Here is an 18,117-nt window from a genome sequence, read left to right as displayed (position 1 = left end):
GACGTGGGAGTACAGCCCACAGTAGTTCACTGTACTCGACTATGCCATTCACTATTTTGGACGGATGGACGGACCGGAACGTGACGGACCTCGACCAGCTCACGCAGTCGCTCGCCCGCAACCTCAAAAGGTGGCGCAATGAACGCGGCTTCACCCTCGACGCCCTGGCGGCCCGCGCCGGGGTCAGCCGGGGCATGATCATCCAGATTGAGCAGGCCCGTACGAATCCGAGCGTGGGCACCACGGTCAAGCTCGCCGACGCGCTCGGCGTGAGCATCACGACCCTGCTCGACTACGAGCAGGGTCCCCGGGTGACCTTCGTCCCGCCCGACCAGGCGGTGCGGATGTGGTCCACCGAGGCGGGCAGCTACACCGCGCTGCTCGTCGGCACCGAGGCGGCCGGCCCGCTGGAGATGTGGCAATGGCGGCTGATGCCCGGCGACGAGTCCAGCTCAGATCCGCATCCGTCCGGCACGGTCGAGCTGATCCATGTGACGGCCGGCGAGCTCACCCTGGTGATCGGCGGCGAGACCCACACCGCCCCGGTCGGCACCTCGGTGGCCTTCGAGGCGAACACCCCGCACGCCTACCGCAACGACGGTACGGCGCCGGTGGAGATGACCATGACGGTGTCGGTGCCACCCGCGCGCTGAGGCCGCCGGGCCCGGCCCTCGTACCCCGCTCCGACTGCTAGTTTGGCGGCATGAGTACGCCGATGGATGCCTTCGACGAGGTACGTCCCGCTGTCGAGTGCCTGGACCTGCTGACCGCTCCCGTCGCCGAGGCGCTGCGCACCTGGCGCGGCTCGGAGCCGGTGGAGCGGGTGCTCTTCGTGGACACCGACCCGGACAAGGCCGACACCGCCGTGCTGGTCGAGAACTACGGCTCCTGGCTGCTGGAGCAGTCCGCCAACTGCGTGGTGGTCGCGGGCAAGCGGGGCGGCGAGACCACCCTGGCCGCCTGCCTGGTCCTGGCCCACACCCGCGCGGACGTCAACGGCGTGGTGCGCCGCCACCTCGGCGCCCGCAAGGCGTCGTTCGCCCCGATCGGGACGGCGACGGGCGAGAGCGGCATGGAGTTCGGCGGCATCACCCCGATCGGGCTGCCCGCCGACTGGCCGCTCCTGGTGGACGCCGCCGTGGCCGACATCCCGTACGCCCTCATCGGCAGCGGCAGCCGACGCGGCAAGCTCATCGTGCCGGGCAAGCTGCTCGCCGGGTTGCCGGGCGCGGTGGTCCTGGAGGACCTGGGCGCCTGAGAGGTCGCGCGGCCGTACCCGGCTCAGCCCAGCCGGGGGATCTCGATGGCGGGGCAGCGGTCCATGACCATGTCGAGCCCGGCGGCGCGGGTGCGGTCGTACGCTTCCGGGTCGATGACGCCGAGCTGGAACCAGACGGCCTTGGCGCCGATGGTGACGGCCTCGTCGGCGACCGGGCCCGCCAGGTCGCTGTTGACGAAGACATCGACCACATCGACCGGGAACGGGATCTCGGCGAGCGAGCCGTAGCCGCGCTCGCCGTGCACCGTCTCGGCCTTCGGGTGGACGGGCACGATGCGCTTGCCGAAGCGCTGGAGGACCCCGGCGACGCCGTATGCCGCGCGCCCCGGGTTCGTCGACAGGCCCACGACGGCCCAGGTGTCGCCCAACTCGGTGAGGATCTTGCGGACGGTTGCCGAGTCGCCGTACATGCCTGCCTCCTGTGGTCGCGATGCGGTCCCTTCGCAGCAGAACGGGCCGGGTGCCCCGGAGATTCCCCGGGGTACGCCGGGGTGTCAACCCTGACCATGGTCAGGGGTCCGACTTGGCCGGGCGACCACGCCACCCTCGCCATCGGGATCGCGGCCGGGCTGACGCCGCGCGGCATCCGGGCGGCGCCCAGGAGACGCATGCTGGTTATAGGGGAGGGAGCGGGGGAACCCGACTCATGCGGTCGGCGATCATCAGCCGTCGGCCGCGACCGACCGAGGGGGCGGAAGGAGAGGGAGACACCATGCCCGCAGGATCCAGCCGTAAGCGTGAACGGCAGTACGAGCACATCAAGGAAGGCGCCGAGCAGCGCGGCGCGTCCACCGGCCGGGCGAAGGAAATGGCCGCCCGTACGGTCAACAAGGAGCGCGCCCGCTCGGGCGAGTCCAGGTCCGCCAGCAGGACCTCGACCCAGGACCCGAAGTCCGCGCCGCAGCGTGGCGGCCAGCGCTCCGGCAGCCGGACGGGTCCCAAGGGCCCGACGCGCGACCAGTTGTACAACGAGGCCAAGCAGCGCGGCATCGAGGGCCGCTCCAACATGACCAAGGACCAGCTGGCCAAGGCCCTGGGCCGCTGACGAGGACACGGCCGCCCCGGCACGCGTGACCACCGCGCGGGAGCCGGGACATAGGGTGGCCTGATGCAGGAGCGGTACCGGACGGTCGCGCGCGAGGGCGTGCACGAGATCGAGATCAACAGATCGTGCTTCCTCTGCACGCTCGCGCCCGCCGCGACCGAGCAGGAGGCGCAGGACGTCATCCAGCGGGTCAGGAAGGAGCACCCCACCGCCACTCACAACTGCTTCGCCTATGTCATCGGCGCGGACGGCGGTGTGCAGAAGGCGAGCGATGACGGGGAGCCGGGCGGCACGGCCGGGGTGCCGATGCTGCAGATGCTGCTGCGCCGCGAGATCCGGTACGCCGTGGCCGTCGTCACCCGCTACTACGGGGGCGTGAAGCTCGGCGCGGGCGGTCTGATCCGGGCCTACGGCGGCGCGGTCGGCGAGGCCCTCGACGCGCTGGGCACCGTCACCCGGCAGCGGTTCCGGCTGGTGACCGTGACCGTGGACCACCAGCGGGCCGGAAAGCTGGAGAACGACCTGCGGGCGACGGGGCGGGCGGTCCGCGAGGTGCGCTACGCCGAGGCCGTGACGATCGAACTCGGGCTGCCCGACGTGGACGTGGACGCCTTCCGCGACTGGCTGGCGGACACCACCGCCGGCACCGCCGCGCTGGAACTGGGCGGCGAGGCGTACCAGGACGCGTAAGGGCGGCCTGGGCACGGCCTGGGTACGGCCTGGGCTCACGCCGGTGAGCGCACCGAGGGCGGGGCCGGGGTGGACTCCGGTGTGCTCCGATCGCTCCGGGCTCTCCGGGGCAGGCCGATTCTGGACGGGCGGCCCTGGGACGCGCGGGGCGCGGGCCGCAGCCGGATCGCGGCGTCGAGGCCGCCACCGGGCGCCTGGGCCAAGGCGGCCTCCCCTCCGCTCGCATGGGCGAGCCGCTGCACCAGCGACAGACCCAGACCGGTGCCGCCCTTCGGGGCGTCGGGGGCGCGCCAGAAGCGGTCGAAGGCGCGGCGGCGCTGGTCGGCGGTCATGCCGGGTCCCTGGTCGACGACATGCAGCTCGATCCAGGAGGGCCGCGCGGGGAGGTGGCGGCGGTCGGCGGCCGAGCAGCGCAGCACCATGGTCACGGTGGAGCCCGGGGGCGTGGCACGCAGCGCGTTGGAGAGCAGATTGTCCAGGATCTGCTCGATGGCTCCGGGCACCGCGAGCGCCTGGCCGACCCGGTCGCCGAGCAGGGCGAGATGGGCCTTGTGCTGGTCGAAGAGCGGGCTCCAGGTCAGCAGGCGCTCGGCGCACACCTGGTCCAGGTCGACCGGTTCGGGGGTCACGGCGCTCTCCTCCAGCCGCGCCATCGCCAGCAGCCCCTCGACCATCCGGGCCAGCCGGTCGGTCTCGGTTATCGCGGCGCCGAGGCTGTCCCGGGCGTGCCCGGTCATCTCCGCCTCCAAATTGTCCAGCCGCAGCCGCAGCGCGGCCAGTGGCGTCTTGAGCTGGTGGGACGCCTCGGCGGCGAACGCGCGCTGGGAGGCCAGCAGATGCTCCAGCCGGGCGGCGGTCTGGTTGAAGGTGGTGGCGAGGCTGCGCACCTCGGGCGGGCCGGAGGTCACGGGCGCGGGTGTGGTGAACCGGCCGTCGGCCAGGCGGTGCGCGAACCGCTCCAGCTCCAGGATCGGGCGGCTGGTCCAGCGGGCGAAGACCAGCCCCACGGCGGCGACGGCCGTGAGGATCGCGAGTCCGCCCACGGCCAGCAGCAGCCAGATCCGGTGTACCCGGGCCTCCACCGCGTCGGTGGGCACGGTGAGGCGCACCGCGCCCTGCAACTCGTCGCCGTGGACGACGGGCGCGGCGACGGAGAGATAGCGGACGCCGCCGATGGTCGAGGTCCGGACGTCGATCGCGTCCCGGCCGCGCAGCGCGGCGGCGATCTCGGGGCGCGACACCAGGTTCCGCGACTCGGCGGCGGGCAGCGGATGCGAGGTCGCCAGCAGCCGGCCGTCGTCGCCGACGATGACCACCCTGCCCCGGACGCGCTCGGCACAGTGCCGCGCCCGCTGCGGCAGCTCACGCTGCTCCCGGCCCGCCATGATGGACAGCGAGGCGAACGCGGACACCGACTCGGCCTCGTCCTCCGCCGAGGAGATGATCTGCGCACGCTCGGCTCTGCCGTAGACATAGCCGAGCGGAATGCCGAGGCTCAGCAGGGTCAGTACGGCGAGGCTCAGATACCCGAGCAGCAGACGTCGGGTCACGGCCGGGCGGCCTCCGGTATTCCCGAAGCGGTCCCCGCCGGGACTCCCGAGTGGACGGCCAGACGGAAGCCGACCCCGCGCAGGGTCTGGATCCAGGCCGGATCGCCCAGTTTGCGGCGCAGCGTGGCGATGTGCACGTCCAGGGTCTTGGTCGGCCCGTGGAAGTGGGGGTCCCAGACGCGGTCGAGGATCTGCTGACGCGAGTACACGGCGCCGGGGTCCTCGGTGAGCAGGGCCAGCAGCTCGAACTCCTTGGGGGTGAGGCTGACGGGTGCGCCGCCCACCCACACCTGACGCGTCCGGCGGTCCACGACCAGCGGCTCCTGCTCCCGGGGCGGCGGCTGGGCGGGGCCCGGCGGGGTGACGTCGACGGTCGGCGCGGGGGCCGCCGGAGCGGTGGGCGGAACGGTCGCGGTGCGTTGGGAGCGCCGGGTCACCGCGCGGATCCGGGCGATCAGCTCCCGCATGCTGAACGGCTTCGCCAAGTAGTCGTCCGCGCCCAGCTCCAGCCCCAGGACCCGGTCGGCCTCCTCGCCCCGCGCGGTGAGCATGATGATCGGCACATCGGACACCTGCCGGATACCGCGGCAGACGTCGATGCCGTCCATGTCCGGCAGTCCCAGGTCGAGCAGAACGATGTCCCCGTACGGCCCCTCCAGCCCGGCTGCCCCCGTGCTGACATGACCCACCATCAGTCCATACCGCCCCAGTCCCTCGACGAGGGGCTCGGCGATCGTCTCGTCATCCTCGATGAGTAGCGCTCGTACGGTCATGGGGACCTGTGTACCGCAATACCGGAATGGCTTCCTGGTTTTTGTAATGTTGCGAGCGCGGACCGAATATTGGAGAAGAACTTGTCATGCTCTAGTGTTCGTTTAGCCTTCGCCTGGTACGGCCCTCCCTACGGTGATTCGCATCTGGTCCAACCACCCGTCAGGGAGGCATGATGAGGGCTTCGTGCGAATACCGGAAACTGGCCGACGGGCGATTTCCCGAATTCCGGCCGCACAACGCGGGCAGGGAACTCGGTCCCGATATCGACGGTGACGTCCGGGCGCACTCATGACGAGCGGACGACATGCCCGTGGCCGGAATCAGCCGGTTCCATCGCCGTCGTACGACATCGACGAGGTGTTCCCGCCGGACGGGGCGCGCGACGCCCGGTCGACGCGGCCGATGCCCGCATACGCGCCCGCCACGGGAACCGTAAGAGAAACGGCCGACGCTCCCGGCTTCCATAAGGACGACGGCGGGGCGGGGGACAACGCCAGGGGCGAGAGCGGGGGAAAAGGTAAGGGCAGGGGCAAGGGCAAGCTTGGCGGGACCGTCCAGGGCGTCGATCTCGGCACCGAGATCACCGCCTCACTGGTCGTCTTCCTCGTGGCCCTGCCCCTGTGCATCGGTGTCGCCGTCGCCTCCGGCACCCCGGCCGAACTCGGCATCATCACCGGTGTCGTCGGCGGGCTGGTGGTCGGTATGACCCGGGGCAGCGCCCTCCAGGTCAGCGGGCCCGCCGCCGGGCTCACGGCACTTGTCGCGGAGACCGTCGAGGCCCATGGCATCGCCATGCTCGGGGTGATCGTGCTGATGTCCGGGCTGCTCCAGATCGGCCTGGGGATGATCCGGCTGGGCCGTATGTTCCAGGCCATCTCCATCGCCGTCGTCCAGGGCATGCTCGCCGGGATCGGGCTGCCGCTGATGTTCAGCCAGTCGTATCCGCTGGCCGATGCCACGGCCCCCGGCACGGCCATCGAGAACATCCTCGGCTTTCCCGCGCATATCCTCGACACCTTCACGAACGCGCAGACGGCCATCGCCGCGTCGCTCGGCATCGCCACGGTCGTCCTCAGCTTCGCCTGGAAGAAGGCGCCGGGGCCGGTCAGCAGGATTCCCGCCGCGCTGGTCGCCGTCGCCATCGGCATCGTGATCGCCGCGCTGCCCGGTGTGGAGGTGAAGACCCTTCAGGTCGGCGATCTGCTGTCGGCCGTCCAGGTCCCCGGGCCGGAGCAGTTCGCGGGGCTGGCCGATCCGGCGGTGCTCACCGCCGTCATGACCTTCACCGTCATCGCCTCGGCGGAGAGCCTGTTCACGGCCGCCGCCGTGGACCGGATGCACAACGGTCCGCGCACCCGCTACAACACCGAGCTGATCGCCCAGGGCGCGGGCAACACCGTCTGCGGCGTCCTCGGCGCGCTGCCCATGACCGCCGTCGTCGCCCGCAGCTCGGCCAATGTGCAGGCCGGGGCCAAGACCCGGCTCTCCCGCACCCTGCACGGCCTGTGGTTGCTGGCCTTCGCGCTGCTGCTGCCGAGCGTCCTCGCCCTGATCCCGATCTCGGTGCTGGCGGGTGTGCTGGTGCACAGCGGCTGGAAGCTGCTCGCGCCCGAGCAGTTCCCGAAGATGTGGCGCCAGGACCGCGGTGAGTTCGTGGTGATGGCCGTCACCACGGGCACGATCGTCGCCACCGCGCTGCTGGAGGGGGTGCTGGTCGGGCTCGCGGCCGGGATCGTCCTGGCGGCGCTGCGGATGTCGCAGACGTCCATCGAGCACCGGGTGGAGGGCGACACCGCCAAGCTGGTCATGACCGGCAACGCCACGTTTCTGCGGCTGCCGAAGGTGATCGACGCGCTGGAGGCGGTGGGGTCGGCGGGGACGCCGCGGATCCGGCTGGACCTGATGGGGGTGACCCATCTGGACCACGCCTGCCGCAGTCAGATCGAGGAGTTCGTGGAGCAGAAGCGGGCGCCGGGCACCGTACGGGTGGAATTGCTGCTGCCCGACCTTCCGGGGCCGGGGCCGAAGCCCAGGCCGAAGCCGAAGCGGAAGTCCAGGCCCGAGTCCTCGCCCGAATCCCCGCCGGCGTACGCGGCCTCGCCCGTGTCCCCGTCGTGGCCACCGCCGCGGCCGGATGAGCGGTCGTCGTCCGGTGCGCTGTACGACGCGTTCTACGGCCCGTCCCAGCCGGGTCCGTCCGCGGAGTGGTACTACCTGGACACCCGCCCCTTCGAAGGTCTCCAGGACTCCGAGGACGCGCGGTGGAGGGACCACCACGGCTAGCCACGGGCGGAAAACCCGGAAACGGGCCGCGACACGGGCGGGAAATACGAGGTCCGTGCGAGACCGGGCACCGACCGCGGCTAACGTGGTCGGTGCCCGTACGGCGTACACGCCGCGGGTGTGATGCTGGCCACCGGGGTGGGAGGAAGGACAGAAGTGCGGGTCGGAGACCACTTGTGAGAATTCTGCACACCTCCGACTGGCACCTCGGACGGTCCTTTCACCGGGTCAGCCTCCTTGCCGCGCAGCGGGAGTTCATCGACCACCTCGTCACCACCGTGCGCGAGCGGCGCATCGGCGCGGTGGTCGTCGCGGGCGACATCTACGACCGCGCCGTGCCGCCGCTCGCCGCCGTCGAGCTCTTCGACGACGCCCTGCACCGGCTCGCGGACCTCGGGGTGCCGACGGTCATGATCTCCGGCAACCATGACTCGGCCCGCCGTCTCGGCGTCGGCGCCGGGCTGATCGACCGGGCCGGGATCCATCTGCGCACCGACCCCGCCGGCTGCGCCACGCCCGTCGTCCTCCCCGACGACCACGGCGAGGTGGCCTTCTACGGTCTGCCCTATCTCGAACCGGGGCTGGTGCGGGAGGAGTTGGGCGCCTCGGCGGCCGGGCATGCGGCGGTGCTGGGCGCCGCCATGGACCGGGTGCGCGCCGACCTCGCCACCCGGCCGTCCGGCACCCGGTCCGTCGTCCTCGCGCACGCCTTCGTCACCGGTGGCGCGGTCAGCGACAGCGAGCGGGACATCACGGTCGGCGGCGTCGCCTCCGTGCCCGCCGAGGTCTTCGACGGCGTCGACTACGCGGCGCTCGGCCATCTGCACGGCTGCCAGGCCATCACCGAGCGCGTCCGCTACTCGGGTTCCCCGCTCGCGTACTCCTTCTCCGAGGCGGCGCACCGCAAGTCCATGTGGGTGGTGGAGCTGGGGGCGGCGGGCGAGGCGCCGTCGTGCGAACGGGTGGCGTGCCCGGTGCCGCGGCCGCTGGCCCGGATCCGCGGCCGGATCGAGGAGTTGCTCGCCGATCCGGAGCTCGAGCGCCATGAGGAGGCGTGGGTCGAGGCCACGCTGACCGACGCGGTGCGGCCGCATGAGCCGATGGCCCGGCTGGCGCGGCGCTTCCCCCATGTGCTGACGCTGGTCTTCGACCCCGAGCGGCCCCCCGAGGATCCGCTCGCCTCGTACGCACAGCGGCTGCGCGGCCGCTCGGACCGGCAGATCGCCGAGGACTTCGTGGCCCATGTGCGGGGCGGCCGCGGCCCGGACGAGACGGAGCGCGCGTTGCTCGGGGACGCGCTGGAGGCGGTACGGAGCGAGGCCCACGAGGGCGTCGTGCCCGGCGAGGAGAACGGCCCGGGGGCGACGGCGGCGGGTGCCGTGACCGCGGGGGACACTACGGGGGAGGCGGCGCGATGAGGCTGCACCGGCTCGCCGTCACGGCCTTCGGGCCGTTCGGCGCCACCCAGGAGATCGACTTCGATGAGCTGTCCGCCGCCGGGCTCTTCCTGCTGCACGGGCCGACCGGCGCCGGCAAGACGTCCGTCCTGGACGCGGTCTGCTACGCGCTGTACGGCCAGGTGCCCGGCGCCCGCCAGGGCAGCGGGCTCTCGCTGCGCAGCGACCACGCCGAACCGCTGACCCCGACCGAGGTCGTGCTCGAATTCACCGTCGGGGAGCGGCGTCTGGAGATCACCCGGCGCCCCGAGCAGCCGCGCCCCAAGAAGCGGGGCACGGGGATGACGCGGGAGAAGGCGCGGACCCTGCTCCGCGAGTACGTCCCGCCGACCCCCTCGACCAGCGCGGGGGCGGGGAAGTGGAAGGCCCTCAGCCGCTCGCACCAGGAGATCGGCGAGGAGCTGGCGCAGCTGCTCGGCATGAGCCGGGAGCAGTTCTGCCAGGTGGTGCTGTTGCCGCAGGGCGACTTCGCCCGCTTTCTGCGCGCGGACGAGCTGGCGCGCGGCAAGCTGCTGGGCAAGCTGTTCGACACCGGCCGCTTCGCCGCCGTCGAGGAACGGCTGGCGGAGCAGCGGCGGGCGGCGGAGAAGCGGGTCGCGGCCGGGGACGAGCGGCTGCTCGCGCTCGCCCACCGCATGGCGCAGGCGGCGGGCCGCACCACGGAGCTGGACGGCCAACCGCTGCCCGAGCCGACCCCCGGTGAGCCGGGGCTGGCCGACGCCGTCCTGGAGTGGGCCGCCGTCGCGCGCACGGGCGCACGCGAGCGGCGGGACATCGCGCTGTCCGCCGTACGGGCCGCCGAGGCGGCCCACGACGCCGCCCAGCGGACCGCCGAAGCCACCCGGGAACGGGCCGAGCTGCAGCGCCGCCACGCCGAGGCCCGCCGCCGGGCGGACGACCTCGAACGGCAGCGGCCCGACCACGACCGCCTGCGCGAGCTGCTGGACCGCGCCCGCGCCGCCGACGCGGTGGTCCCCGCGCTCGACCTCCGCACCGCCGCCGCCCGCGACCACCGCACCGCCGAATCCGCCGAACACCAGGCCCGCGCCCGGCTGTCCGCCGAACCCGGCCTGGCGGACCTGACCCTCGCGCCGATCCCGGACATCCCCGGCCAACGCACACTCCCCGGCCCGGCCACCTCGCCCCACGCACCCCTGCCCGCACAGGCCACCGCGTGCCCGGAGGAGCCCGCCCCGCACGCGGTCGGGGAAGGCGCGTGGGCCGGGCCCGCTCCCGACGAGGACGCCGCGGATGACGCGCCGCGCCGGGCGTCGTCCGGCGACGCGGGGACGTCGGCCTCCGGCGACCCCGGCCCGCAGGGGCGCCCCATGGCGCAACCGGTAGGGGAGGGCGGTACCGGAACGGGCGCGCCGGGCCCGGACGTGCCCGTTCGGGCGGAGGGCACCGTCGTGGGCCTGTCGGATCAGACGCGGGGGGCGGGTGCGTGGGCCTCCGGCCGGGTCGCGGCCGCGGAGAGCGGGGCGGCAGGTGGGCGGGCCGGTTCCGGGGCAGGCGGGCCGGGCCGGTCGTCCACCGGCGACGCCGCGGCCTCGGGCGGTCCCGGTACGTCGGAGCGCGGTGTGCCGCAGGCGGTGCCTGCCCGCGACGAAGCCGCCGCCTCGGGGGCGCGGAGTGCGGGCGCGTCGCGCCCCGACGCGGCCGGGTGCCCCGATGTGGCTGGGTGCCCCGATGTGGCTGGGCGGGCCGATGTGGCTGGGTGCTCCGATGTGGCTGGGTGCCCCGATGTGGCTGGGCGGGCCGATGTGGCTGGGTGCTCCGATGTGGCTGGGTGCTCCGATGTGGCTGGGCGGGCCGATGTGGCTGGGTGCTCCGATGTGGCTGGGTGCTCCGATGTGGCTGGGCGGGCCGATGTGGCTGGGCGGGCCGATGTGGCTGGGTGCTCCGATGTGGCTGGGCGGGCCGATGTGGCTGGGCGGGCCGCGCCCCAGGCGGGTCGTGGTGGCGCGGCGGCGGGCGCGGTCCGTGATGGTGATGGGCCGTACGGCGAGCGGGACGCCGGTTCGCGGGGCCCGGGTGTCGCCGTGGTGCTCGCCGAGGCCGATGCCGAGTGGCTGGGACGGTTCGAGCGGCGAGTGCGGGAGGAGCTCGGCGCGTTGGGGGCCGCGCGGCGGGGGGAGGTTCGGGCGGAGGCCGTCCTCCGTGAGACCGCCGCGCTCGACCGGGAGGCCCGCGCCGACGACGAGGCGGTCGAGGAGGCCGCCGAGTGGCTCGCCGGGTGGGAGGAGACCCACCGGGCGCATCAGCGGCGGGTCGAGGTGGCGCAGGAGGCCGTCACCCGGGCCGAACAGCTCGCCGGGCGGATCGAGCCCGCCGAGCGGCGGCTGGAGGCCGCCCGGCGGCGAGACCGGCTCGCCGGGCAGGAGGAGCAGGCGCGGGAGGAGTCGCTGCGGGCGCGGGAGGGGGCCGCCGCCGCGCGGCAGAACTGGCTCGACCTCAAAGAGGCCCGGCTGCGCGGCATCGCCGCCGAGCTCGCGGCCGGGCTGCGCGCCGGAGAGCCCTGCGCGGTGTGCGGGGCGACCGAGCACCCGAGCCCGGCCCGGCCCGGGGCCGGGCATGTGGACCGTACGGCGGAGGAGGCCGCGCTGGCGGACTACCAGCGCGCCGAGGAGGTCCGCGAGGCGGCCGAGCGCAAGCGGAACGCGCTGCGGGAGGCCCGCGCGGGCGCCGAGGCCACCGCGGAGGGCGAGGACGCGGCCGAACTCGACCGGGCCCTGGCCGAGTTGCGCACCGCGTACGCCGAGGCCCGCGACGCGGCGGCCGACGCGCACGCCGCCCGCGCGGCCCTGGACCGGGCCGAGGGCGAGCACACTCGCCGTACGGAACAGCGGCAGGAGGCCGAGCGGCGGGCGGCCGCCCGCACCTCGCACCGCGAGGCCCTGGTCCGGGAGCGGGCCGCGCTGCTGGCCGAGCTGGAGCAGGCGCGCGGCACGGACGCCAGCGTCGCGCGGCGCGCGGCGCGGCTCGAGCGGCAGGCGGGGCTGCTGGCCCACGCCGCCGAGGCGGCGCGGGCCGCCGAGGCGGCCGCGAACCGGCTGAAGGAGGCCGACGCGCGGCTCGCCGACGCCGCCTACCGGGCCGGGTTCGAGACCCCGGAGCAGGCCGCCGAGGCCGTACTGCCCGCGGACCGGCAGCGCGAGGCACGCCGCCGTCTCGACGCCTGGCAGTCGGAGTCGGCGGCGGTCGCGGCCGAGCTGTCCGACCCGAGGGTGCTCGCGGCCGCGCAGGCGCCACCCGCCGACCCCTCGGCGGCGCAGACGGCGGCCGACGCGGCCACCCGCGCGCTGCGCGAGGTCTCGGCCGCGGACGCCGCGGCCCGCACCCGCTGCGAGGAGCTCGACACGCTCTCCGCGCGGGCCGTCGCCGACGCCCGACGGCTCGCCCCGCTGCGCGCCGAGCACGACCGGATCGCCCGCCTCGCCTCGCTCGCGGCGGGCACCTCCGCGGACAACGAGCGCAGGATGCGGCTGGAGGCGTATGTGCTGGCGGCCCGGCTGGAGCAGGTCGCCGCGGCGGCGAGCGTACGGCTGCGCCACATGTCCGCCGGGCGCTACACCCTGGTGCACTCCGACGCCCGCTCCGGCGGGCGCGGCCGCTCCGGTCTCGGACTGCACGTCATCGACGCCTGGACGGGCAGCGAACGCGACACCGCCACCCTCTCCGGCGGCGAGACCTTCTCCGCCTCGCTCGCCCTCGCCCTGGGCCTCGCCGACGTGGTCACCGACGAGGCGGGCGGGGTCCGCCTGGACACCCTCTTCATCGACGAGGGGTTCGGCAGCCTCGACGAACAGACCCTGGACGAGGTCATGGACGTGCTGGACTCGCTGCGCGAACGCGACCGTACGGTCGGCATCGTCAGCCATGTCGCCGATCTGCGCCGGCGGATCCCCGCCCAGCTCGAGGTCGTCAAGGGCCGCCAGGGCTCGGCGGTACGGCATCGGACGACGGCCGCGCACTGAGCAGGCAGGAGGAGGCCCGCTACGGTTCGGGCAGCGCCCCGAAGGGGCGCGGGGCTGTGTCGATGTGCGGCTCCGCCGCGTGGGCCCGACCAGCCACAACGCGGCTCGCGGACGCACGACGGCATTTCGCGGCACTTCCCGCGGAGCGCTTCGCGGGGCGGGCCGCATCCGTACGGATGCGGCCCGTTCACTACAAGCGCGGAAGCGCACCGCGCTCAGAGCGCCGACAGCTCCTCCACCAGGTCGTCAAGCCCCAGCGACCCCTGCGACAGCGCCGCCATGTGCCACTTCTTCGCGTCAAAGGCGTCGCCGTGCGCCTTACGGGCCGCCTCCCGCCCCGTCAGCCAGGCCCGCTCGCCCAGCTTGTAGCCGATGGCCTGGCCCGGCATGCCCAGATAGCGCACCAGCTCACTGTCGAGGAACTCCGCCGGACGGCCGCAGTGCAGCCCGAAGAACTCGCGCGCCAGCTCCGGAGTCCACCGCTCACCGGGGTGGAAGGGCGAATCGGCGGGGATCTCCAGCTCCAGGTGCATCCCGATGTCCACGATCACCCGCAGCGCACGCATCATCTGCGCGTCCAGATAGCCCAGCCGCCGCTCCGGGTCCGTCAGATAGCCCAGCTCGTCCATGAGCCGCTCCGCGTACAGCGCCCAGCCCTCCGCGTTGGCGCTGACCATGCCGACCGTGGCCTGGTAGCGGGAGAGCTGGTCGGAGACGTGCGCCCACTGGGCGAGCTGCAGATGGTGACCGGGGACGCCCTCGTGGTACCAGGTGGAGACCAGGTCGTAGACGGGGAAGCGGGTCTCGCCCATGGTGGGCAGCCAGGTCCGGCCGGGGCGGGAGAAGTCCACCGACGGCTGGGTGTAGTACGGCGCCGCCGCGCTGCCCGGCGGGGCGATCATCGACTCGACCCGCTTGACCCGTTCGGCCAGGTCGAAGTGGGTGCCGTCGAGCTGCTCGATGGCCTCGTCCATCAGCTCCTGCAGCCACACCCGGGTCTCCTCGACGCCCTCGATATGGGCGCCGTGGGTGTCGAGGTGGCGCAGCGCCTCCCACGGGTCGGCGCCGGGCAGGATCTTCTCCGCCTCGGTGCGCATCTCGGCGTGGATCCGGTGGAACTCCGACCAGCCGTACGCGTACGCCTCGTCCAGATCGAGGTCCGTGCCGTTCCACATCCGGGCCCAGCGGCGGTAGCGCTCACGCCCCACCACATCGGGCGCGCCCTCTATGGCCGGGGCGTAGGTGTCCCGCAGCCAGTCGTGGAGCGCGGCCAGCGCGCCCGTGGCCGCCACGGCCGCCTCGTCCAGCTCGCCGCGCAGCGCGTCGGGGCCCTCGGCGGTGAAGTCCGCGAACCAGCCGCCGTCCGTACCGATCCACTCGGCCAGCTGCTCGAGGACCGTGGCCACCTGCCGGGGGCCGGCCGGCAGGTTCCGCCGCAGCCCCTCGGCGAGCGAGGCGCGGTACCCCTCCAGCGCGGCCGGTACGGCGCGCAGCCGGGCCGCGACCGCCGACCAGTCCTCCTCGGTCTCGGTGGGCATCACCGTGAAGATGCCGCGCACCGAGTGCAGCGGGGAGCTCAGATTGCTGACCGCGCGCAGGTGCTCATCGGCCTCGTGCACATCGAGTTCGGCGGTCAGCCGCTCCCGCAGCAGCCGGGCGCAGCGGCGCTCGGCGTCGCTGTCCGCGCCGGGGCGCGCCTCGGCCTCGGCCAGCCGGCCCAACGTGGTGCGGTCGAGGTCGGCGATGGCCCTCGCCCCCTCGGGGGAGAAGTCCGGAAGGCGCCGGGAACTCTCGGGAACGCCCAGGTAGGTGCCGGTGATCGGGTCGAGTTCGATGAGGGCGTCGACATAGCTGTCGGCGACCTGACGGGGCAGCGGAGCGTTCTTGGTATCGGACATGCGGCCCATCCTCGTACGTTCCGGGGTGCGGCGTCAGCACCACGGGGGTGTGACGCATGGGAACAGCGGTGTGCTACGAGGTTGCCGAGCCGTCCCGGGCGGGCGGCAGCAGAGGCTCGGCCATCGCCACCACGATGCTGGCGTGGGAATACAGGACTTCAAACCGCACAGATGTTCTGATGGGCGGCTATAACCTAACTTAGTAGGTGATCGCTGTGCAGCTCCGCTTCCAGTACCGCGCCTACCTGGCGCCAGGTCAGCGCATCAGCGCGGCCCGCGTGTTCGGGTGCAAGCGCGTGGTCTGGAACGACGCTCTGTCGATCACAAGCCGCGCAAGGTGTCGAACAAGCGGCTCGGCGCCCCAAGCACCGCACGGCCGAAGGCCCGTACTGGGCGATCCCGAACGCCGCCGAGCTGGGCAAGCTGCTCATCACCGCTGCGAAGAAGACGCCCAAGCGGGCATTCCTCGCCGACGCGCCGGTCGGTGTGCTCCAGCAGACTCTCCGCGACCTGGACAAAGCCTGGAAGGCTCACGAGGACTCCAAGGTCGGCAAGCGCCACGGCCCGAAGATGGAGCCACCGCGCCGGAAGTCCCGTAAGGACAACCGTCAGACCGCACGGTTCACTCTCTCCGACCGCTTCAAAGTCCTCGCCGGTGGCAAGCTCAGGCTGCCGAAGATCGGCGATGTGCGGATCAAGTGGACCCGTGATCTTCCCTCGGTTCCGTCGTCGGTGACGCTGATCAAGGACCGGTCCGGCCGGTACTGGGTGTCCTTCGTGGTAGAGATCGACCCGGCCGCCGACGTGCTTCCTCCGGCCGACGGCGATCAAGGCATCGACCTCGGCCTGACCCGATTCGCGGTACTCGCGGACGGCTCGCACATTGCTTCGCCGAGGTACCTGCGCAGGGCGGAGAAGAAGCTGAAGAAGCGGCAGCGGGAGGTGTCGCGGAAGAAGAAGGGATCGAACAACCGGGACAAGGCCCGGATCAAGGTCGCTCGCGCTCACGCCGCCGTGGCTGATGCGCGCCGGAACTTCCACCACCCGTGGTCCCACAAGCTGACGAGCGAGAACCAAGCCGTCTTCACGGAGACCCTGAATGTGAGTGGAATGGCGCGTGGCCGCCTGGCCAAGAGCGTGCACGACGCGGGCTGGTCCCAGTTCGTGATGTTGCTGGAGTACAAGGCGGCCAGGAGGGCCCGGCAGTTTGTCAGGGTCGCCCGGGACTTCCCCAGCTCCCGGATATGTTCCGCCTGTGGACACCGCGACGGCCCCAAGCCGTTGCACGTCCGCACCTGGACGTGCCCGAGTTGCGAGGTCCGGCACTGCCGGGACTGGAATGCGGGAGTGAACATCCGACACAGCACCTCCACCGCCGGCGGTGTCCGGCGGGGTGAGTGGTGCGGGCGGCTGGAGCGGTCGCGCAGGCCCGCGGTGCCGTATCGGCGGTAGCGGTGGGCCCAGCGGGTGACGGTGGTGTGGCTGACCTGGAACCGTTCGGCCGCCCGCCGCAGCGGCCAGCCGTCGTCGACGACACACCGGGCCAGACGCAGCCTGCCGGTCGGGGTCAGCGGGGCGTTACGGTGGATCAACGAGGGCCTCCTGCGTGCCGGTGGTAGATGTCGCAATCCACACCGAAACCAGAGGCCCTCGCCTCGTTCAAGCACCCCTCACGGCGCGTCGCCCGTCACCAACGTGCCCGGACAGCACAGCTAGGGCCCTTCTGACGGCGGCCCGGCGGGTCGGGACGCCCGCCGGGCGGGGCACGGGGCCCCGGTCGGCCTCAGCGCGCGTGCGGCGGGACCGGCAGCGGAAGGGCCGGCTCGGGCGCCGGTACCGGGTCGAGGCGGGCGCTGATCACCAGCGTGCCCTGCTCGATCTGGTAGTCCAGCGGCAGTTCGAGGGCGCGCATCGCGGCGACCATGCCGGTGTTGGCCGACTGGGTGACGGCGTAGACGCTCTCGCAGCCGGTCTCGGCCGCCATCGCCACCAGCCGCCGCAGCAGCTCCCCGCCGACCCCGCGGCGCTGCCACTCGTCCTCGACGATCAGCGCGACCTCGGTCTCGTCCCCGTCCCACAGCAGATGGCCGAGGGCCACCAGCCGCCCGGAGGCGGTGTACGCGGCCAGGGTGCGGCCGAAGCGGGGGCTCAGCAGATGGTCGAGGTAGCGGTCGGCGTCGCCGACCGGCCCGTGGTAGCGCAGTCCGAGCGTGGCGGAGGAGCAGCGGGCGTGCATCTCGCGGGCGGCGGCCAGGTCGCCGGTGTCGGCGCGGCGCACGGTGATGGCGTTGCCCTCGGGCAGCGTCAGCACATCGCCGTCGTGCGGGATCCGCGGGCCGAGCCGGGCGTCCAGCTCGACCAGGGCGCGGGCCCGCGCGAACTCGGTGGGGGTGAACGGCAGATAGGGCCGCTCGACGATGATCGCGCCGCCGGACGGGTCGCGCAGCCGCATCACGGTCTCCTCCAGGACACCTTCGGCGGGCGGTGTGCTGTCCAGCGACCGTCCGCTGAGGGACTTGGCGGGAACGGAGTGGATGGTGCAGCGGCCGAACAGCTGGCGCAGGGCGAGCGGGAGTTCGGCGGCGTCCAGGGCGGTGCGGGTGGCCAGGGTCAGCGCCCGGGTCGGCGCGTCCACCAGGTCGTGGGTGTCGGCCCGCTCGACCCAGGTGTCACGCCCGCCCGCGGCCGCGACGGCGTCGGTCAGCCCGTCGGACGGGAGGGTCTCGGGCGCGCGTAGCAGGAACTCGTCCACCGTGCCGTCCGTCAGGGGGTGGGTCTGCAGGGCCAGGATGTCGACCTGGTGCCCGGCCAGTGCCGCGCACAGTGCGGCGAGGGCGCCCGGCTCGTCCCGTACGGTCGTGCGCATCCGCCACAGTGTGGTGGCCTCGGGGGCCGTGGTCTCCGGGGCGCCCGCGGCGTGGGCGGGGTGGGCGTCGGCCGCGGGCGAGGGTGAGCCGCCCGGCGGTGCGTGGCCCTGGCGCCGTGACCACCATGCGACCAGATCGTGCCGCCAGCGGGGGCGGTGCCGGTGAGGGGGCTCGGGGGTCGCTCGAAATGTCATGCAAACACCCTTGCGCAAAGGTGTTGCCTGATCACGAACAGACTGTGACCTATGGGTTAAGGGCGCATCTGGTAATAGAAGCTTATTTTGTCCGAAATCAAAA

14 protein-coding genes and 1 pseudogene are annotated in these 18,117 nt (G+C 73.2%); 9 read left to right on the top strand and 6 right to left on the bottom strand.

All coding sequences use genetic code 11. The features are described 5' to 3' along the window. Window positions 1-80: 80 nt before the first annotated feature. Complete coding sequence (locus tag NP777_RS19265) at window positions 81-653, top strand: helix-turn-helix domain-containing protein (protein WP_256651401.1); 573 nt, start codon at window positions 81-83, stop codon at window positions 651-653. A gap of 50 nt (window positions 654-703) precedes the next feature. Next, on the top strand, window positions 704-1,258 hold the full coding sequence (locus NP777_RS19260) for a YbaK/EbsC family protein (protein WP_256651400.1): 555 nt from the start codon (window positions 704-706) through the stop codon (window positions 1,256-1,258). 23 nt (window positions 1,259-1,281) lie between these two features. On the opposite strand, the gene NP777_RS19255 is transcribed toward NP777_RS19260, so the two are convergent. Next, window positions 1,282-1,689 carry a CoA-binding protein gene (locus NP777_RS19255; protein WP_256651399.1) on the bottom strand — a complete coding sequence of 136 codons (408 nt, stop codon included), beginning with the start codon at window positions 1,687-1,689 and terminating at the stop codon, window positions 1,282-1,284. Between the two features lie 302 nt (window positions 1,690-1,991). Between NP777_RS19255 and NP777_RS19250 the strand changes: the two genes are divergently transcribed. Further along, window positions 1,992-2,324, top strand: coding sequence for a plasmid stabilization protein (locus NP777_RS19250; protein WP_256651398.1), 333 nt, complete (start codon window positions 1,992-1,994; stop codon window positions 2,322-2,324). A gap of 63 nt (window positions 2,325-2,387) precedes the next feature. Further along, on the top strand, window positions 2,388-3,014 hold the full coding sequence (locus NP777_RS19245) for a YigZ family protein (protein ID WP_256651397.1): 627 nt from the start codon (window positions 2,388-2,390) through the stop codon (window positions 3,012-3,014). Between the two features lie 35 nt (window positions 3,015-3,049). Here NP777_RS19245 and NP777_RS19240 read toward each other — a convergent pair whose 3' ends face one another. Together NP777_RS19240 and NP777_RS19235 are read right to left on the bottom strand one after the other, a co-directional pair. Then, window positions 3,050-4,564 (bottom strand): sensor histidine kinase, encoded by a 1,515-nt coding sequence (locus NP777_RS19240; RefSeq protein WP_256651396.1) that lies wholly within the window; start codon window positions 4,562-4,564, stop codon window positions 3,050-3,052. Further along, window positions 4,561-5,337: a response regulator transcription factor gene (locus tag NP777_RS19235; RefSeq protein WP_256651395.1), complete on the bottom strand. Its 777-nt coding sequence runs from the start codon at window positions 5,335-5,337 to the stop codon at window positions 4,561-4,563. The genes NP777_RS19240 and NP777_RS19235 overlap by 4 nt, the downstream gene beginning before the upstream one ends. A 289-nt stretch (window positions 5,338-5,626) precedes the next feature. On the opposite strand from NP777_RS19235, the gene NP777_RS19230 reads away from it, so the two are divergent. From NP777_RS19230 to NP777_RS19220, 3 genes are all read left to right on the top strand, one after another. After that, entirely contained in the window at window positions 5,627-7,621 is a 1,995-nt protein-coding gene (locus tag NP777_RS19230) for a SulP family inorganic anion transporter (RefSeq protein ID WP_256651394.1), read from the top strand. A gap of 176 nt (window positions 7,622-7,797) precedes the next feature. After that, window positions 7,798-9,039, top strand: a complete 1,242-nt coding sequence (locus NP777_RS19225; RefSeq protein WP_256651393.1) for an exonuclease SbcCD subunit D — start codon at window positions 7,798-7,800, stop codon at window positions 9,037-9,039. Next, window positions 9,036-13,055 (top strand): AAA family ATPase, encoded by a 4,020-nt coding sequence (locus tag NP777_RS19220; RefSeq protein WP_256651392.1) that lies wholly within the window; start codon window positions 9,036-9,038, stop codon window positions 13,053-13,055. Before NP777_RS19225 ends, NP777_RS19220 begins: the two co-directional genes overlap by 4 nt. A 215-nt stretch (window positions 13,056-13,270) precedes the next feature. Here the strand turns inward: NP777_RS19220 and NP777_RS19215 are convergent, their stop codons facing one another. Further along, the gene (locus NP777_RS19215) at window positions 13,271-14,953 is read right to left on the bottom strand and encodes a DUF885 domain-containing protein (protein ID WP_256651391.1); all 1,683 of its coding nucleotides are present in this window, start codon (window positions 14,951-14,953) and stop codon (window positions 13,271-13,273) included. Between the two features lie 206 nt (window positions 14,954-15,159). Here NP777_RS19215 and NP777_RS48535 point away from each other — a divergent pair, with 206 nt between their 5' ends. Together NP777_RS48535 and NP777_RS19210 are read left to right on the top strand one after the other, a co-directional pair. Then, complete coding sequence (locus NP777_RS48535; RefSeq protein WP_391858540.1) at window positions 15,160-15,552, top strand: helix-turn-helix domain-containing protein; 393 nt, start codon at window positions 15,160-15,162, stop codon at window positions 15,550-15,552. Further along, on the top strand, window positions 15,440-16,405 hold the full coding sequence (locus NP777_RS19210; RefSeq protein WP_256651390.1) for an RNA-guided endonuclease InsQ/TnpB family protein: 966 nt from the start codon (window positions 15,440-15,442) through the stop codon (window positions 16,403-16,405). Before NP777_RS48535 ends, NP777_RS19210 begins: the two co-directional genes overlap by 113 nt. Here the strand turns inward: NP777_RS19210 and NP777_RS19205 are convergent. Together NP777_RS19205 and NP777_RS19200 are read right to left on the bottom strand one after the other, a co-directional pair. Continuing rightward, a pseudogene (locus NP777_RS19205) lies at window positions 16,321-16,545 on the bottom strand (leucine zipper domain-containing protein); the annotation flags it as partial. The gene NP777_RS19210 and the pseudogene NP777_RS19205 overlap by 85 nt on opposite strands. Before the next feature lie 191 nt (window positions 16,546-16,736). Next, complete coding sequence (locus NP777_RS19200) at window positions 16,737-18,014, bottom strand: GNAT family N-acetyltransferase (protein ID WP_256651389.1); 1,278 nt, start codon at window positions 18,012-18,014, stop codon at window positions 16,737-16,739. Between the last annotated feature and the right edge of the window lie 103 nt (window positions 18,015-18,117).

Source organism: Streptomyces rugosispiralis (genome assembly GCF_024505145.1).
Classification (GTDB): domain Bacteria; phylum Actinomycetota; class Actinomycetes; order Streptomycetales; family Streptomycetaceae; genus Streptomyces; species Streptomyces rugosispiralis.
The sequence above is the reverse complement of the archived record's forward strand: the minus strand, read 5'-3'. Positions and strand labels throughout refer to the sequence as shown.

What these genes read in the sequence shown, in the direction of transcription:
- NP777_RS19260 (WP_256651400.1), top strand. Translation starts at nt 704, where the DNA reads ATGAGTACGCCGATGGATGCCTTCGACGAGGTACGTCCCGCTGTCGAG.
- NP777_RS19255 (WP_256651399.1), bottom strand. Translation starts at nt 1,689, where the DNA reads ATGTACGGCGACTCGGCAACCGTCCGCAAGATCCTCACCGAGTTGGGC.
- NP777_RS19250 (WP_256651398.1), top strand. Translation starts at nt 1,992, where the DNA reads ATGCCCGCAGGATCCAGCCGTAAGCGTGAACGGCAGTACGAGCACATC.
- NP777_RS19245 (WP_256651397.1), top strand. Translation starts at nt 2,388, where the DNA reads ATGCAGGAGCGGTACCGGACGGTCGCGCGCGAGGGCGTGCACGAGATC.
- NP777_RS19235 (WP_256651395.1), bottom strand. Translation starts at nt 5,337, where the DNA reads ATGACCGTACGAGCGCTACTCATCGAGGATGACGAGACGATCGCCGAG.
- NP777_RS19230 (WP_256651394.1), top strand. Translation starts at nt 5,627, where the DNA reads ATGACGAGCGGACGACATGCCCGTGGCCGGAATCAGCCGGTTCCATCG.
- NP777_RS19220 (WP_256651392.1), top strand. Translation starts at nt 9,036, where the DNA reads ATGAGGCTGCACCGGCTCGCCGTCACGGCCTTCGGGCCGTTCGGCGCC.
- NP777_RS19215 (WP_256651391.1), bottom strand. Translation starts at nt 14,953, where the DNA reads ATGTCCGATACCAAGAACGCTCCGCTGCCCCGTCAGGTCGCCGACAGC.
- NP777_RS19200 (WP_256651389.1), bottom strand. Translation starts at nt 18,014, where the DNA reads ATGACATTTCGAGCGACCCCCGAGCCCCCTCACCGGCACCGCCCCCGC.